The 15,798-nt window shown below is 64.1% G+C and carries 11 protein-coding genes and 1 tRNA gene; 9 read left to right on the forward strand and 3 right to left on the reverse strand.

All coding sequences use genetic code 11. The features are described 5' to 3' along the window. The first annotated feature begins 7 nt into the window (after positions 1 to 7). The 7 genes from LJ738_RS21545 to LJ738_RS18815 all read left to right on the forward strand — a co-directional run bounded on the left by LJ738_RS21545 (position 8) and on the right by LJ738_RS18815 (position 8,497). The gene (locus LJ738_RS21545; protein ID WP_227787890.1) at positions 8 to 1,453 is read left to right on the forward strand and encodes an O-antigen ligase family protein; all 1,446 of its coding nucleotides are present in this window, start codon (positions 8 to 10) and stop codon (positions 1,451 to 1,453) included. 24 nt (positions 1,454 to 1,477) lie between these two features. Beyond that, complete coding sequence (locus LJ738_RS18790; protein WP_227787891.1) at positions 1,478 to 2,356, forward strand: glycosyltransferase family 2 protein; 879 nt, start codon at positions 1,478 to 1,480, stop codon at positions 2,354 to 2,356. A 39-nt stretch (positions 2,357 to 2,395) separates the two neighbouring features. Continuing rightward, positions 2,396 to 3,610, forward strand: coding sequence for a glycosyltransferase (locus tag LJ738_RS18795; RefSeq protein ID WP_227787892.1), 1,215 nt, complete (start codon positions 2,396 to 2,398; stop codon positions 3,608 to 3,610). Positions 3,611 to 3,775: 165 nt separating this feature from the next. Beyond that, a complete protein-coding gene (locus LJ738_RS18800) occupies positions 3,776 to 4,963 on the forward strand; it encodes a glycosyltransferase family 2 protein (RefSeq protein ID WP_227787893.1) in 1,188 nt (395 codons plus the stop codon). Positions 4,964 to 5,007: 44 nt separating this feature from the next. Then, positions 5,008 to 5,883, forward strand: coding sequence for a beta-1,6-N-acetylglucosaminyltransferase (locus LJ738_RS18805; protein ID WP_227787894.1), 876 nt, complete (start codon positions 5,008 to 5,010; stop codon positions 5,881 to 5,883). A 2-nt stretch (positions 5,884 to 5,885) separates the two neighbouring features. Next, positions 5,886 to 7,166 carry a glycosyltransferase gene (locus LJ738_RS18810; protein ID WP_227787895.1) on the forward strand — a complete coding sequence of 427 codons (1,281 nt, stop codon included), beginning with the start codon at positions 5,886 to 5,888 and terminating at the stop codon, positions 7,164 to 7,166. Beyond that, the gene (locus tag LJ738_RS18815) at positions 7,163 to 8,497 is read left to right on the forward strand and encodes an oligosaccharide flippase family protein (RefSeq protein WP_227787896.1); all 1,335 of its coding nucleotides are present in this window, start codon (positions 7,163 to 7,165) and stop codon (positions 8,495 to 8,497) included. The genes LJ738_RS18810 and LJ738_RS18815 overlap by 4 nt, the downstream gene beginning before the upstream one ends. Positions 8,498 to 8,605: 108 nt before the next feature. Here the strand turns inward: LJ738_RS18815 and LJ738_RS18820 are convergent, their stop codons facing one another. The 3 genes from LJ738_RS18820 to LJ738_RS18830 all read right to left on the reverse strand — a co-directional run bounded on the left by LJ738_RS18820 (position 8,606) and on the right by LJ738_RS18830 (position 14,841). Then, positions 8,606 to 12,202, reverse strand: a complete 3,597-nt coding sequence (locus LJ738_RS18820) for a PA14 domain-containing protein (protein ID WP_227787897.1) — start codon at positions 12,200 to 12,202, stop codon at positions 8,606 to 8,608. A 532-nt stretch (positions 12,203 to 12,734) separates the two neighbouring features. Continuing rightward, positions 12,735 to 14,285, reverse strand: coding sequence for a hypothetical protein (locus LJ738_RS18825; protein WP_227787898.1), 1,551 nt, complete (start codon positions 14,283 to 14,285; stop codon positions 12,735 to 12,737). A gap of 483 nt (positions 14,286 to 14,768) precedes the next feature. Continuing rightward, a tRNA-Gly gene (locus LJ738_RS18830) sits at positions 14,769 to 14,841 on the reverse strand. A 103-nt stretch (positions 14,842 to 14,944) separates the two neighbouring features. On the opposite strand from LJ738_RS18830, the gene LJ738_RS18835 reads away from it, so the two are divergent. Both LJ738_RS18835 and LJ738_RS18840 read left to right on the forward strand, forming a co-directional pair. Then, positions 14,945 to 15,214, forward strand: a complete 270-nt coding sequence (locus tag LJ738_RS18835) for a hypothetical protein (protein ID WP_227787899.1) — start codon at positions 14,945 to 14,947, stop codon at positions 15,212 to 15,214. A 29-nt stretch (positions 15,215 to 15,243) separates the two neighbouring features. Next, entirely contained in the window at positions 15,244 to 15,789 is a 546-nt protein-coding gene (locus LJ738_RS18840; protein ID WP_227787900.1) for a GNAT family N-acetyltransferase, read from the forward strand. Positions 15,790 to 15,798 lie beyond the last annotated feature (9 nt).

Genomic DNA, 15,798 nt, shown 5'->3' on the forward strand with positions numbered 1-15,798 from the left:
TTCGCTGGTGCACCCTTTCACGCCCATTTTTTCGCCCCGGTTCCCCGGCCTGTTCGTGCCCATTGGCGTGGTGCTGGCGGTGGCCGTGGGCTGGCTCACGGCCCGCGAGGGGCTGGTGGTGCCGGGCCTGCTGGTGGCCGTGGCGGTGGCGGTGCCGTTTCTCATTGCGCTGTTTCACCGCCCGCGGCTGGGCATCATCGCGCTGGTCTGCTACTGCTTTCTGTTCTTTATTCTGGCCCGGGAGGTGGGCGGGGTGCCCTTCGGCCTGGCCGTGGACGGCCTGCTGGTGACGACGTGGGTGGCCGTGGCCTTCAATTACCAGCAGTTTGAGTGGCGCATCCTCAAAAACGACCTGTGCCTGCTCAGCCTGGGCTGGTTTGTGCTAAACCTGCTGGAGCTGCTCAACCCGGCCGGGGCCAGCGTGGTGGGCTGGTTTCAGGAGCTGCGGAGCGCCGCGCTGTACTGGTTCCTGTGCGTGCCGCTGGCCTTGCTGGTGTTCAATACCCGCCGCGACCTCAACCTGTTCCTGGGGCTGATAATCGGCCTGTCGGTGCTGGGGTCGCTCAACGGCTTGAAACAGCTGTACCTGGGCCTGTCGGCGGGTGAGCAGGCTTTTCTGGATGAAAACACCAAAACCCACCTGCTCTGGGGCAAGCTGCGCGTGTTTTCCTTCTACAGCGACGCGGGACAGTTCGGCGCGGCGCAGGCCCATATTGCCCTGGTTGCGCTCATTCTGGCCCTGGGTCCCTTCAAGTACTGGAAGCGGGCGCTGCTGGCGGCGGCGGCGCTGGTGCTGGTGGTGGGCATGTTCATCTCGGGTACGCGGGGAGCGCTTTTCACGCTGGGCTCGGGCGTGCTGGTGGCCCTGCTCATCAGCAATAACATCAAGGTGTTTGTGCTGGGCTCGGTGATGGCCCTGGCCGGGTTTGGGGTGCTTAAGTACACCACCATTGGCAGCAGCAACTACAATATCTACCGCATGCGCACGGCCCTGGACCCCACCGACCCGTCGCTCAACGTGCGGTTTCAGAACCAGCAGCGGCTGGGCGCCTACCTCGCCGACCGTCCCTTCGGGGGTGGCCTGGGCATCATCGGCAACTCGGGCATCAAATACAACGCGGGCCAGTACCTGGCCAGCATTCCGCCCGACAGCTACTGGGTGAAAGTGTGGGCCATGTACGGCATTGTGGGCTTCACCATCTGGCTGGGGCTCATGCTCTACATTCTGGGCAAGTGCTGCGGCATCGTGTGGCGGATTCGGGACCGCGCCCTGAAGGCCAAGCTCATTGCCCTCACGGCCGGGGCGGCCGGCAGCCTGGCGGCCAGCTACGGCAATGAGGTCATCAACTTCATGCCCTCGGCCCTGGTCGTGTACATCTCCTGGGCCTTCGTGTTTCGCGGCCCGCAGCTGGATGCTCAGTCCCAGCCGGCCACTCCTCCCACCGCTTCTTAACCCCCTGCTGCCGTGGCTACTCCGTTGGTTTCCATAATTTCCATTAACTACAACCAGGCGCTGGTGACGTGCGCCATGGTGGCATCGCTGCTGCGGGCAACGTACCCGCGCATCGAAATCATTGTGGTGGACAACGCTTCGCCCAGCGACAACCCCGACGTGATTACCGAGCGGTACCCGCAGGTGAAGCTCATTAAGTCCGACCAAAACCTGGGCTTTGCGGGCGGCAACAACCGCGGCCTGACAGAAGCCCGGGGCGAGTACCTGCTATTTCTGAACAACGACACCGAGGTGGCGCCCGGCTTCCTCGAGCCGCTGGTGCAGCTCTTTGAGCACACCCCCACGGCCGGCATCGCCTCCCCCAAAATCCTGTTTTACCATACCGATAACCTGATTCAGTACGCCGGCTCGCGGGGCATCAACCCCTGGACGGGCCGCAGCATCACGGTGGGCTACCTCGAGGCCGACCGGGGGCAGTACAACTACTCGCACCCCACCCAGCTCGCCGACGGCGCGGCCATGATGGTGCCGCGCCGCGTGCTGGAGGCGGTGGGCCCCATGCCGGAGGCGTACTTTCTGTACTACGAAGAGCTGGACTGGTGCGAGACCATCAAGCGTGCCGGCTACAGCTGCCATTACGTGGCCGAGTCCACGGTGCACCACAAGGAATCGGTGTCGGTGGGCAAGTTTTCGGTGCTGAAGACCTACTACATGAATCGCAACCGCCTGCTGTTTATCCGGCGCAACTGCCGGGGCTGGGCCCGCTGGACCAGCACGCTGGTGTTTCTGGCCGCCGCCCTGCCCAAGAAAGCCCTGCAGCATTCTCTGCACCGCGAGTGGCCCCACCTGCGCGCCCTGGGCCGCGGCCTGCGCTGGCACTTGCAGCACCCGCAGGTGGGGTAAGCCCGGTGTTTTCAAGCTATTGTATCTATTACGTTCGCTATGCAACTACTTCAACTATTGCTGCACTATGGGCTGGAGCTGGCCGGGGGCTTTCTGCTGCTCAACTGCCTGTACCTGTTGTTTTTTACGGTGGCGGGCCACTTTCCGGAGCGGCTGCTGGAGGTAGACCGGGGGCCGTACCACCCCACTCGCCTGCGCCACATCGGCGTGTTTCTGCCGGCCTACCGGGCCGATGCCGTGATTCTGGCCACCGCCAAAGCGGCCCTGCGCCACCCGTACGAGGGCACGTTTCAGGTTGTGGTGATTGCCGATGGCTTGCGGGCCGCCACCGTGCAGGCCCTGTGGCAGGCGGGCGCCGAGGTGGTGGAAGTCGCTTTTGAGCGCAGCACCAAGGGCAAGGCCCTGCTGCACGCGCTGCACACCTTTCCTGCGGCCGCCTTCGACATCGCCGTGGTGCTCGATGCCGACAACCTCATGGGCAAAGGCTGCCTGAGCAACATTAACCGCGCTTTCGACCTGGGCTACCGCGTGGTGCAAACCCACCGCACGGCCCTGAATCAGGACACGGCCTTCGCCCTGCTGGACGCCTGCAACGAGGAGATAAACAACCACATCTACCGCCAGGGCCCGTTTGCCCTGGGCCTGTCCTCGGCGCTGATAGGCTCGGGCATGGCGTTCGACTACGGCTACCTGCAGCGGCTCCTGACGGGCATCGGCGAAACGGTGGGCGAAGACAAGGAGCTGGATTTTCGGATTGCCCGCGACCGGGTGAAGGTGGGCTACCTGGCCGACACCTACGTGTACGACGAGAAAATTGACAGCGCCCGGGTGTTTACCCAGCAGCGCACCCGCTGGCTGGCCTCCCAGCTGGAGTTCCTGCAGAAATACGCCGGCGAGGGTTTTACGCAGCTGGTTAGGTTCGGCAACGTGGAGTTTTTCAACAAGGCCATGCAAACCTTTCTGGTGCCGCGCACGCTGCTGATTGGCGTGCTCGGGCTGCTGTTTCTGCTCTCGCTGGTCTTGCCGGTGGGGCCGCCCCCGGGGTTTTGGGGTGGGCTGCTGCTGCTGCTGGCCGCCACGCTGTTGCTGGCCCTGCCCGCCCGGCTCTACAACGGGCAGCTGCTGCGGGCCGTGGTCCGCCTGCCCTACGCCATCCTGTGCATGTGCCTGGCCCTGCTGCGCGTGGGCCGCACCCAGGCGTCGTTTCTGGCCACCCCGCACCGGGCCCGGGTGCCCAGCGCCCCACTCGACTAAAACGCCTCGCTCCATGCCGTTCGAAATCTTCGCCGTGCCGGCGCTGCTCTGCCTGGCGCTGGGCGTGCTGCGGGGGCTGAAAGCGCACCGCAAAGCCCGCTGACGCCGCCTGCCCGGCCGCAACCAGACTTTTCGCTCCTTGCCTCATCTGTTCGCTCCCTGCTTATGCTGGTCCTGGAATACCTTTTTTGGCTGGCGCTGGCCACCGTGGTCTACACCTACGTGGGGTACGCGGTGGTGGTGGGGCTGCTGGCGGCCTTGGTCAGGCGCCTGCGCCCGCCCCGCCCCTTGCTGCCCTTTGAGCCCGCCGTGACGCTGGTGGTGCCGGCGTATAACGAGGCCCGTATTCTGGCCGCCAAGGTGGAGAACTGCCTGGCCCAGGACTACCCCACGGAGCTCCTGCAGCTTGTCGTCATCACCGATGGCTCAACTGATAATTCGGCGCAGGTGCTGGCCCGCTACCCCCGCGTGCGGCACCTGCACTCGCCGGTGCGGGGCGGCAAGTCCCTGGCCGAGAACCGCGCCATGGAGTTCGTCCACACGCCCTTTGTGGTGTTCACCGACGCCAATACCGACCTGAACCCGCGGGCCGTGCGGGAGCTGGTGCAGCACTACCAAAACCCACAGGTGGGGGCCGTATCGGGCGAGAAAAAGGTGCGGCCCCTGGCCGGCTCCACCCCCGGCGCGGGCGAGGGCCTGTACTGGAAATACGAGTCGTTTCTGAAGCGCTGCGACTCCTGCGTGTACAGCCTGATGGGCGCGGCCGGCGAACTTGTTTCGTTCCGCTCGCACCTGTTTCGGCCCCTGGAGGCCGACACCATTCTCGACGATTTTGTGCAGTCGCTGCGGCTGGTGGAGCAGGGCTACACCGTGGTGTACGAGCCCCGGGCCTACGCCACCGAAGACCCCTCGCCGACGCTGGCCGACGAATGGGAGCGCAAAATCCGGATTTGCGCGGGCGGCTGGCAAGCCATGGGCCGCCTGCGGGCCTTGCTCAACCCCGTGCGGCGGCCGCTGGCCACGTTTCTGTATGTCTCGCACCGGGTGCTGCGCTGGAGCGCCGCCCCCGTGGCCCTGGCGCTGCTGCTGCCGCTGAGTGCTGTGCTGGCTGCCACGGCGAGCAGTGGGCGGGCCGGGTTTTACGGCCTGGCAACGGCCGCGCAGGTGCTGTTCTACCTGGCGGCCTGGCGCGGCTGGCAGGGCGCGAGCGGTAAGCTGACGGTGGTGCCCCTGTATTTCTGCCTGATGAACCTAGCCGTTTTTGCCGGCTTCCGCCGGTACTACCGCAAGGCCCAGCCTGCCGCCTGGGCCAAAGCCGCGCGACCGCAGGAGCCACAGCTAGCAGCCGAATAACGGCCCCTTCCCTCCCTACCTCCCCACCGCAACTACCACTTCCCATGCGCATAGCTCATCTCATCACGGTGCATAAAAATCCGGCCCAGGTCGAGCGGCTGCTTCGGGCGCTGGCTCACGAAGATTTTGACTTCTATCTCCACCTCGACAAGAAGGTGGATGCCCAGGAGTTTGCCTACCTGGCCAAGCTGCCCCGCGTGCAGTTCACGCGCACCCGCATTTCGGTGCGCTGGGCCTCTTACCGCTTCACCGAGGCTTTGCTGGAGTGCACCCGCGAAATCCTGGCCAGCGGCGAGCCGTACGACTTCATCAACCTGCTCAGTGGGCAGGATTATCCCATCAAGCCGGTGGCGGCGATTCATCAGTTTTTTGCCCAACACCTGAACTCCTCGTTTCTGTCGTTTGAGCACCAGGACTCGCGGTGGTGGGGCCACGCCATCAGCCGCGTGGAGCAGTACCACTCCACCTACTACCGGTTTAAGGGGCAGTACCGGCTGCAGTTCCTGCTGAACAAGCTGCTGCCGAAACGGAAGTTTCCGCTGCCCTACCCGCTATACGGCGGGCCCGATGGCTCGTGGTGGACCCTGGGGGCCGACTGCGCCCGGTACCTCGTCGAGTTCATGGATGCCCACCCCGAGCTGCGCCGCTTCAGCCGGTTTACCTGGGGGTCGGATGAGTTCTTGCCGGCCACCATCCTGCTCAACTCGCCGTTGAAAAACCAGATTGTCAACGACAACTACCGATACATCGACTGGTCGGCGGGTGGCGCCACGCCCAAGGTCCTGACCCTGGACGATGCCCCCAAGCTGGCGCACTCCCACAAGCTGTTTGCCCGCAAGTTCGACGCCGTGCAAAATCCAGAAATCCTGGAAGTGGTCGACCGCGTGCTGCTTCGTGCTTCCGCCCCCTTTCCTGCGTAGCCATGGCGCCTCTACTCTCCGGCCGCGACATGGTGGTGGTGGGCCAGCAGCCCTGGGATACCCCCATAGGCAGCAATTGCAAGGACCTGGCACTGGAATTCAGCAAGCACCACCGCGTGCTGTACGTCAACTCCCCGCTCGACCGCAACACCCTGCTGCGCCAGCGGCACACGCCGGCGGTGCAGCGCCGCCTGCGGGTGCTAAAGCGCCAGGAGCCTGGCTTGCAACTGGTGGACGACAACCTGTGGGTGCTGAACCCGGCCGTGGTGCTGGAGTCCATCAACTGGCTGCCGGCAGGGCTGCACCCGTGGTTCAACCAGCTCAACAACCGCCGCTTTGCCCGGGCCATTCGCCCGGCGCTGCAGGAGTTGGGGTTCGGGCCGTTCGTGCTGTTCAACGACAACGACATTTTCCGGAGCTTCTACCTGCCCGAACTGCTGCGGCCCGAGGTGAGCGTGTATTACTCGCGGGACTACGTGGTGGCGGTGGACTACTGGCGCAAGCACGGCCAGCGCCTCGAGCCCCAGCTCATGGCCAAAAGCGACCTGTGCGTGGCCAATTCAAGCTTCCTGGCCGCCTACTGCCGGCAGTTCAACGCCCGGTCTTTTGACGTGGGGCAGGGCTGCGAAGCCGCTTTGTATGCCGAAGCCCTGGCGGCCCCCATGCCGGCCGAGTTGGCGGGCATTCCCCGGCCCATTATCGGGTACGTGGGCGCGCTGGTGAGCTCGCGGCTGTCGCTGGAAGTGCTGCGCCACCTCAGCGAGCAGCGGCCGGACTGGAGCCTGGTCCTGCTTGGGCCCGAGGACGCCGCCTTCCGGGCCAGCAACCTGCACCAGCGGCCCAACGTGCACTTCCTGGGTTCCCGGCCGCCCGTCGCTTTGCCCGCCTACATCCGGCACTTCGACGTGTGCCTGAACCCGCAGCTGGTCAACGACCTGACGCGCGGCAACTACCCGCGCAAAGTAGACGAATACCTCGCCCTGGGCAAGCCCGTGGTGGCCACCCGCACCGAGGCCATGGGCCTGCTTGAAACCCACACCTACCTGGCCGACAGCGCCGCCGCCTACGAGCCCCTCATTGCGCAGGCCCTGCGCGAAGACTCCCCCGCCCGCCAGCAGCAGCGCCGCGCATTTGCCGCCACCCACACCTGGGCGGCCAGCGCCCAGAAGATTTACCAAGCCATTGCGGCGCACCTCGTCCACCCCAAAGAAGCCCGCCCTACTTCCCGTACTGCCCACTCGGCCCGGCCGCACCTTCAGCCCCCTCAACCGGCCGCCCCATGACCGCCCTCCTCAAAAACCGCCACGTCCTTTCGCTTACCGGCAACGGCGTGATGGCCGTGTTCAGCCTGCTCACCTACCTGATTCTCTACCGTTTCTTAGCAGCGGCAGACATGGGCAACTGGGTGTTTTTCCAGTTCGTGTTTTTGCTGCTCGACACCTTTCGCACGGGCCTGCTGCAAACGGCGCTGATAAAGTTCTACTCCGGGGCCGACGAAGGCCGCAAGCGCCGCGTGGCCGGCTCGGCCTGGTACATTGCCCTGCTGGTAACGGGAACTTTTGGGGTGCTCAACTGCGGAACACTGCCTTTTGCCGATGGGGTGAGCGACGTTGGCGTGCGGCTGGCCCTCGGCTGGTTTGGGCTGAGCCTGGCCGCGACGCTGCCCTACAACGTGAGCATCTGGCTGCTGCAGGCCGAGCAGCGTTTCGACCGCATTCTCTGCATCCGCCTGCTCAACCAGGGCTCGTTTATTGGGCTGGTATTTGGGTTGTACGTGCTGCAGCGGCTGAGTTTGTCGGGCGTTGTGCAGTGCTTTCTGCTGAGCTCGCTGCTCACCAGCGTGGTGACGGTGGCCGCGGGGTGGGCCCGGCTCGGCGCCCTGCGCTACAAAACGGCAGCCGATGTGCGCGAGCTTTTTCGCTTCGGAAAATACAGCTTCGGCACCTTTTTGGGCGCCAACCTATTGCGCAGCTCCGATGCTTTCATCGTCAAGTTCATGCTGGGCCCGGCGGCACTGGCCATCTACAACCTGCCCACGCGCCTGCTCGAAATCATCGAAGTGCCCTTGCGCAGCGGCCTGGCCACGGCCATGCCCAGCATGTCGGCGGCCCTGAACCAAGGCCGGGAAGCCGACGTGGCCAACCTGCTGAAGAAATACACGGTGCTGCTCACGCTGCTGTTTGTGCCGCTCATTGCGGGCGCCCTGGTTTTTGCCGATGTCATCGTGGGCTTCATCGGGGGTGGCAAATACGTGGGCACCGAAGCGGCCAACCTCTACCGCATCATGATGGTGTGTTCGCTGCTGTTTCCGCTGGAGCGGTTCCTGGGCGTCACGCTCGACATCATCAACAAGCCCCAGCTCAACCTGGTGAAGGTCATCCTGGCCCTGGCCGTGAACGTGCTGGCGGACCTGGTGTGTATCAAGCTGCTCGGCAACGTTTACGGCGCGGCCTTGGCGTCGGTGTTTACGCTGGTAGCCAGCACGGCATACGGCTACGTGGCCCTGCGCCGCTACCTACCCCTCCGTTTCCGCGGGGCCCTGGGCTGGGGCCTGCTGGAGCTGCGCAGCAGCAGCGCGGGCCTGGTTCATAAAGCAAAGCTATTGCGCCTCTGAAGCTACCCGCAGGCCCCGTTTTTCCGCTCGTCATGCCTCACTTTTTCTGCCGGCCCACCCCAATAATTGAGCTGCTTGCTACTGCCAGCACAATGGACTGGCCCCTGCTTAGTCGACGCGCTGCAGCTTCTGGGTCAGCACCTTATCGGCCGTCACGAGCCGCACTATGTAAACGCCCTGGGGCAAGCCGGCCCCGGAAAGCGTGACTTGCTGCCGGGTGCCGGCCTCGGCCCAGCCATTGAAGAGGCGCCGCACCAGCCGGCTCTGCAGGTTGTACACGGCCAGGGAGGCGTGGCCGGCCCGGGGCAGGGTAAACGCCACGCTGGTGTGCTCGGCGAAGGGGGTGGGGTACACGGTCAGCTCCGGCGTCTGGCCGGTAGCGGGGACCATGGCAGCATTGGCAGCAAGGGTGCCAAAGGGAATCAGGTGAGCGCCCAGGATGGGCGCCTCCACCTGGCCATTGGGCAGCGTCCAGGCCACGGAGAGATTGTCGGCTTCGCCGGCTTCTTTCTGCAGCGCCTCCACGTAGTAGCGGTGCCCGGCCAGCAGCACCATGGGCCCCGATTGCTGGCTGGCGTATTTATTCCACTCGTGGTACCCAGTCCCCCCTTCAAAGCCAGCAATCAGCGTTTTGTGGGCCGGGTCTTCGTCGGCGCTAAGCCAGAGCTGGCAGTCGTCGCTGCCCGAAAGGCGAAAGGTGTAGCTGCCGTCCTGCGGCGGGCAGAGGTAGCCGCGAATGCGGGCGCCGTAGTTGTTGCCCACGTTGCGGCCGCTCTCAAACTGCGTGAGCCGGGCCGTTTCGCTGGGCGGGGTTCCGGTCGGAATCAGGGCCACGTGCGAGCCACCGATGCCCGTCCACTGCTCCCACTGAATGCTGCCGGTGTCGGGGCAGGCTACTTTGGCGGCCGGCGCGGCGCTGGTGCCGGCGCCCACCACAAACGTAGGCGTTTCGGTCACGGTGAGCTGCAATTGGCCATTTGAGGTGCGCACGCGGGTCAGCCGCATGGCGGCCCTGCCCGCCTGGGGCTGGTAGATATAGGCCGAATCAGCGCCCACGCTGAGGGTATAGGTGGCGGTGCGGTTCCGTTCGTCGGGCACCACCAGGGCGTAGGCCGTGCGGCCGTTGGCCTCGTAGCGGTCCACGATAGGGTCGCGGTTGAGGGTGCCCTTGTACACGAAGTCGCCAAGCAAGGAGGCCGTTTGGCGCAGGAAGTCGGCGGCAGGTTTGGGCGTGTGGTCCTGGTTTATCAAGCCCATGGAGCTGAACTGCTGGGCGTTGCCGGGGTTGTCGTCGGCCAGCTGGTAGTGGAAGGTCCGCTCCACGCCCCAGCGGGCATACAGCAGGGCCGTGCGCAGCGTCCAGTCGGCCTGCGTTTCCAGCACCGACTTATTGCCAATGGCAACGGCCTTGAGCGGGCTGCCCGGGTTGGTGTCGTAGCCGGTTTCGGTTACCCACACGGGCATGTCGCGGGCGTACTGGTGGGCCAGGCGCACAAAATCCTGGGCCACCTGGCCGGCCTCGGATACCTCGGGCGCGGCCCCCCGCGTGGGGTTGCCGCTCTGTGAGGAGCGGGCATCGTTCGAGTAGAGGTGGTAGTTGATTACGTCCCAGCACAGGTCCACCGAGCCGTCGGCCCGGGTGCCGCGGTATTGGCGGCACCAATCTATCATGCCCCGCACGTAGTCCGGGTTGGGCGAGGCCAGGCCCCCCATCACCACCTGTACGCCGGGGTCGGCATTTTTCACGCCCACGCCGGGGCCCATGCTGTTCTTGTGGCCGTCGTAGAAGGCCGATAGGTTGGCGGCGTATTCGCGCCCGGTCTGGTACGCTTTGCGGCCCTTCCACCACTTGTCGCGCTCATTGTCGCACTCAATGTACTTGACCACGCCCAGACCGACCCGCACCTGGTTTACGCCATCGCCGGGCCAGCGCGTGCTGGGGTCCACGTGCAGCAGGCCCGGGTTCACGCCAGGGTTGTAGCCGTAGCGGGAAATGAACTGAAAGGCCACCTTGGCCTGCTCCAGGTAAGAATTGGGGTCGGCAAAGTCGCGGCCGTAGCGCACGGGCACGTTTTCCAGGTCGCGCTCATTGCCGGGGTAGGTGTCGAGCAGCCAGTTGGGCAGGGTTTTCAGGCAGACCAGCACGTCAATGCCCTCGCTCTTCAGGCGCTGGTAGAGCGCGTCGTAGTTCCAGCCGCCGCTGTGCACGGGGTTGAAGGTGTAGTTGCCCGGGCTCGACTCCAGCTTTTCCCAATCGAGGTAGTGCCGGAAGCCGGTGAAGTTTTTCACCGCCTTTAGCCGCGCTTCGTCAATCTGGCCGGGGGCGTTGGGGTCTTCCACGTCCCATTCAAAGGCATTGATGCCCATTTCCTGCCGCAGCCGGGTGCCCTTTTGCACCGCCAGGGCCATGGGGTCGGCCGTGGGCAGGGGCGCGCCCGGCGTGTAGGAGCCATACAGTTCCATCTCCCCGGGGTACGCCCAAGAAGCGGTGAGCACCAGGGCCCGGATGTTGCTAACGGGCGTGCTAAGCTTGAAATTGCCGGGGTTGGCGGGGTCGGGGCCTATCCACTGGCCGTTGTGCCCGCCGGTGTAGGTGGCCACCACCACGCGCTGCCAGGTGCTGGTGAGCACCGACAGCGTCATTGGTTTATTGGGGTCGCCGGCGCCCCCGTCGAAGAGGCGGATGCTCTCCAGGCTGATGGATTCGCCGGGCAGCAGGGTGTAGTAGGCGTCGTAAGTCTCCAGGATTTTGCCCCAGCCCATGGTCACGCCCGAGCTGGTGGAATTATCAAACAGGCCCTGGATATTGTTGCTCACGTTGTCCAGGCTGTACCAGCGGCTGGGGTCGAGCGTGATTTTGCCATTCGCCACGGGCCCGGCAGGGGGCGTTGAGGGGGTAGCGGGCGCAGCAGGTGGCGCGGGGGCAGTCGCGGCTCTCACTTCCTGCGTCTGGGTCGCGCTGGCGGCCCCATAAGCGGCGCTGGCGGCCTGCGAGGCCGTGATGGTGGCCGTGCCGGCGCCGCCCACCGTGCCCAGCCACTGCCCTGAAGCGTTTGACACGCTCAGCACCCCAGGGTTGGAAGAAGTAAAGGCGATGGGAGTGCTCGCGTTGGTGCTGCTCGCCGCCAAGGCAAAAGGCGCGTCGCCCACGGTGCGGGCCGGCAAGCTGCCAAAGGTCAGCGTAGCCGGCACCGGCGTTGTGGTGGGAGGCGGCGAACTGCCCGTGCGCCCAAACACCTTGATTTTGACCGGAATGTTGTTGCAGAACTTATGAACAACAATGGCCGTGGCCGGCACATTGCCCGCCACGGCCATGGTCACGTACTGGTTGTACTCTTGGCCGGTGAACGTGCCAATGAGCGTGCGCTGGCCCCCACTCAGGGCATAAATGGTGGCCGGCTGGTCGGTAAATACTCCCTCAAAATCAAACAAGGAGAGGCGGCTGAGCACCGTGGGCTTGGCCAGCTGCAAGGTCACGTCGATGTACTGAAAGTTGCTGGGGTTCCAGTTGTTCTGCACCAGGCTGTGCGGGTCGTCGTTGAGCCAGGGCGAATAGTCCTGGCCGGTACTGACGCTGGGCGTAATCGAAGTAATGCCAATGGCTTCTTCGCCCGCCTGCGGCGCGGTCTGCGCGGCCGCCGTCAGGGTCCCAAGCCCAGCGAGCAGCGCGTGCAATAACCTGCTGTTTTTTAAAAAGTTATCCATATTACATAGCTGAAGTTAAATACTAATGAATAGGGCATAGCTTTCCCCTCATCAGCCTTCTGATTTTTTTTCTATTTCAGGAAACAGGGTATCTGCCAGGGGGCGCCTACGCAGCGTCGCATCCTGGTATTGTCGGCAATCTATATTCCATTACCAAAGCGGCTTACAACAGATTAGACCTCTGCCACTTGCTTAACGGAACACTAGCGCCGGGTGGAAACGACCCGAATTTACGAACTCATCAGTGGAAATCCGAATGAAATGCGAAAAAGGCCAAAATATTGAACGACAGCATATTACTGTTCAATTTTTATATAACTATCACCAATAAGTGGTAGGTCGGCTTTTCAGAAACCTTTATATTAAATGAGGAATATTAGAATCAGTCGGGTATGGCTATTCACCCAGGAGCTAATGCGCTAGCCGCCTCCCCGGATGTGGGTTGCCAAGCCAGGACTAGTGTTCAGGCAATAAAATCCATCTGACAGTCAGGTTATTCTGCCCAGGCCCGCAGTTTCCGGTGGGCTGCCTTTCACGGGCGAGCCAGGGCCGGCCGTGCACGCTCGAAGAACGTGGGCGTGCCCGTAAGCCGCACGCGGTGGGCTGGGCGCCGGGCAGGCGGCGTGGCCGGCGGAGCGTAGTTCCAGGGGGATGGCACCACTTCGCCCAGGCCGGCGGGAAATGAATAAAGAGCAGCGGCCGTTTCGCTTTGGTCGGTGGTGGTTTTGGCCCAGAGCACAAATACAGTGCGGGCCGCACCGGAGAAGGCGGCCCCTTCGGCGCTGGCCGGCAGGCGCAGGGCGGCCGTGCGGGCCGCGTCGTAGCGCAGGCCGCGCAGCAGGCGGGCCGTGGCGCGGACGGCTTGGCCCAGGGGGGTAAGCTTTTGGTGGCCGGGGGCGTCGCGGGTTAGGTTTTCATAAAGGCCCATGAGCTTGAACTCGTCGGCTCCCGATACGGGCGTGGCCGGCGGCGGGGCTTCGGTGGCTTCGCCCAGGCTGTAGAAATGCAGCTGCCGCAGGCCGTGCTTCTGGGCCAGCACCAGGGCCTTGAGGCCAAAGTTGCGCTGCATCTCATCGGACCCGGCCCGCCACCCGGAGGGGCGGCGGCTGATGTTGGTTTCGGTGACGATGAAGTGCTTGCGCGGGTAGGTGGTGCCGTCGTAGCCGTAGCGGCGCAGCACGGCGTCCATGTCGTCGCGGTGGGCAATCACCTGCGCGGCGGCGGCATCGGAGTGCCGGGCGTAGGCAAAGCGCCCGGCGCGCCGCCAGTCGCGCCGCCGGAGGTAGTACGAGGGGTACACGTGGTAGTCGAGCACGTCGAAATAAGCCCCCCCGGTAGCGGGATAGGCGGGCGTGGCTTCGCCGCCGCGGGGGTTGTCGGTGTAGCGCAGCAAGGCGTCGAGGTACTGCGCGTAGCCCAAGCCGCCGGGCGTGACGTACGCGGCCGGGCGGTATTTTTTCACCACTTCCCAGGTGATGCGCAGCGTGCGGATGTAGCGGTACACGGGCGCCTGCACGTTGGGCATTTCGGCCGGTTCGGGCGCCCGGTCCAGCCAGGCTTCGTTCTGGGTGCCGGTCACAAAATCCGGCTCATTCACCACCTCCCACACCCGGATATTGGCCCCGTACTGCTGGGTGAGCTGGTAAATGTATCGGGCGTAGTAATTATTGGGGTTGACGGTGCTGTCGGCGTTCCAGATGGGTTCGTAGAGGTTGGCAAATAGCTTCGATGGTTCCGGGCAGCCGGGGTAAGTCACGGGGTCGCGGTGGGCGGGGGCGGGTTCGCCCACAAAGCACACCAGGTCCCGGAGGCCCAGCGAATCGGCGTAGTACGCGAAGGCCCGCAAGCGGGAGGTGGCGCCCCACTTGGCAAGAAAGGCCTCGGGCAGCGTAACGCGGATGGTGGTAGCACCCGCGGCGTGGGCCGCCGCGGCCAGCCGCTCATCCGACCACGCGGGACCGTAATAGCCCAGGTTGCTGCCGTAGCCAAAGACGGCCGGGTAAGGCCGAACCTGGCTCTGGGCCGTGTGCGGGGCCGGAGCCGGCAGCGGCGACCGATGAGGGCTGCAAGCAGCCAGCAGCACACCCCCCAGGAGCCTGGCCCAACGCCCGGGCCATGCGAAGCCCTCGCAGCCCAACCACCCGCATAGAGTAAAGGAGGTGCTCAATTTTATTCGACGGGTGAGTTGATATGGAGAGTCGATTGGGCATAACCAAAAAGCAAGCCCGCATGCGGAACCACCCTCTGTGTGAAAGGCAGCCCAACGAACCATGATAATTCGGCCACCGAACCTAAAATACGCAGTAATGTCTATAGTGCGAAATCCCGTGCACGGCATTAGCTGGGCCCGCTTTTGCTGGTTGGGCTCACAGGCGTTAAGAAGATGTTTGCGTTGCTACTGATGACAGCTCCCAGAACGGGGTAGAGACGCATCGTTGCGTCTCGTCGTTGAGCGACTCCCGCGCGGCACCCGGCCCGGAAGCCATAGGGCCACCGGTTACTCCACTATAGCCACTAAAAGTACAAAAGCCACCCAACCTTTCGGCTGAGTGGCTGTTTTTACTTGAGCGAGAAACGAGGTTCGAACTCGCGACCCTCAGCTTGGGAAGCTGATGCTCTACCAACTGAGCTACTCTCGCGGGGGACTTGGTAAGGCAAAATTACGTTAAAGAACCGGATTCGCAACCTGCGGGAGCCGATGCGCCAACCCCGCCTTTCACGGCTTCGTATGACCGGTAAACGATGGCCACTCCTCCCCTGCCCCCCCCTATAAACCGCTTGGTAGGCCTGCTACTCATCCTGAGCGGTGGGCTACTGGGCGTAGGGTTATTGCTTAAAGTTTATGTGGGGGTGTACAGCTGGAGCACAGGCGGCTACCAAACGCCCTCGGCCGTGATGCTGACAGTCAACCTGGTAGGCCTTCTGGCCAGTGGGCTGTTGATGCGCATGGGCCTGCGCATGCGCCGCGGCAGCAGAGCGGAACGCGACCCCAACGCCGATGAAATACTGTAAATCGGCGGCCGCTGCTCGACCTTTGCCTTATGTCATCACCCCTGCGCATTTCCCTGGCCAAGGCCAACCCCGTTACCGCTGCCCAACTCGCTGACCTGGGCCGTCGGACGTTTCTCGACACGTTTGCCGCCACCAACACGGCGGCGGACATGGACGCCTACCTGAATGAAAACTTCGGCCCCGACATTCAGCTGGCCGAGCTGCAAGACCGCGAAAACACCTTTTTGCTGGCGCACATGCAGGCCGAACTGGTGGGCTACGCCAAGCTGCGCGACAATTCCACCCTTGGCTTGCCCGAAGGCCAGGACCCGGCGGGCCGCCTCGAAATCGAGCGGCTGTACGTGCGCGACGACTGGCAGGGCACCGGCCTGGGCGCGGCGCTGATGCGCGGCATTCTGGCCCTGGCCGAACAGCTGCACTGCTCGGCCGTGGTGCTGGGCGTATGGGAAAAGAACGACAAGGCTCGCGCGTTTTACCAGCGGTTTGGCTTCCGGGAAATTGGCCAGCACGAATTCCACCTGGGACAAGACGTGCAAACCGACCTGATTTTGCGCAAGGGCATGGCCGGGCGGTAAATCGGCTAC

The organism is Hymenobacter plasmatis (assembly GCF_020711255.1).
GTDB lineage: Bacteria > Bacteroidota > Bacteroidia > Cytophagales > Hymenobacteraceae > Hymenobacter.

Bases quoted from the DNA above. Each gene is read 5' to 3' on its own strand.
- LJ738_RS18805 (WP_227787894.1), top strand. From the start codon at position 5,008: ATGCGCATAGCTCATCTCATCACGGTGCATAAAAATCCGGCCCAGGTC.
- LJ738_RS18835 (WP_227787899.1), top strand. From the start codon at position 14,945: ATGGCCACTCCTCCCCTGCCCCCCCCTATAAACCGCTTGGTAGGCCTG.
- LJ738_RS18820 (WP_227787897.1), bottom strand. From the start codon at position 12,202: ATGGATAACTTTTTAAAAAACAGCAGGTTATTGCACGCGCTGCTCGCT.
- LJ738_RS18795 (WP_227787892.1), top strand. From the start codon at position 2,396: ATGCAACTACTTCAACTATTGCTGCACTATGGGCTGGAGCTGGCCGGG.
- LJ738_RS18800 (WP_227787893.1), top strand. From the start codon at position 3,776: ATGCTGGTCCTGGAATACCTTTTTTGGCTGGCGCTGGCCACCGTGGTC.
- LJ738_RS18840 (WP_227787900.1), top strand. From the start codon at position 15,244: ATGTCATCACCCCTGCGCATTTCCCTGGCCAAGGCCAACCCCGTTACC.
- LJ738_RS18815 (WP_227787896.1), top strand. From the start codon at position 7,163: ATGACCGCCCTCCTCAAAAACCGCCACGTCCTTTCGCTTACCGGCAAC.
- LJ738_RS18810 (WP_227787895.1), top strand. From the start codon at position 5,886: ATGGCGCCTCTACTCTCCGGCCGCGACATGGTGGTGGTGGGCCAGCAG.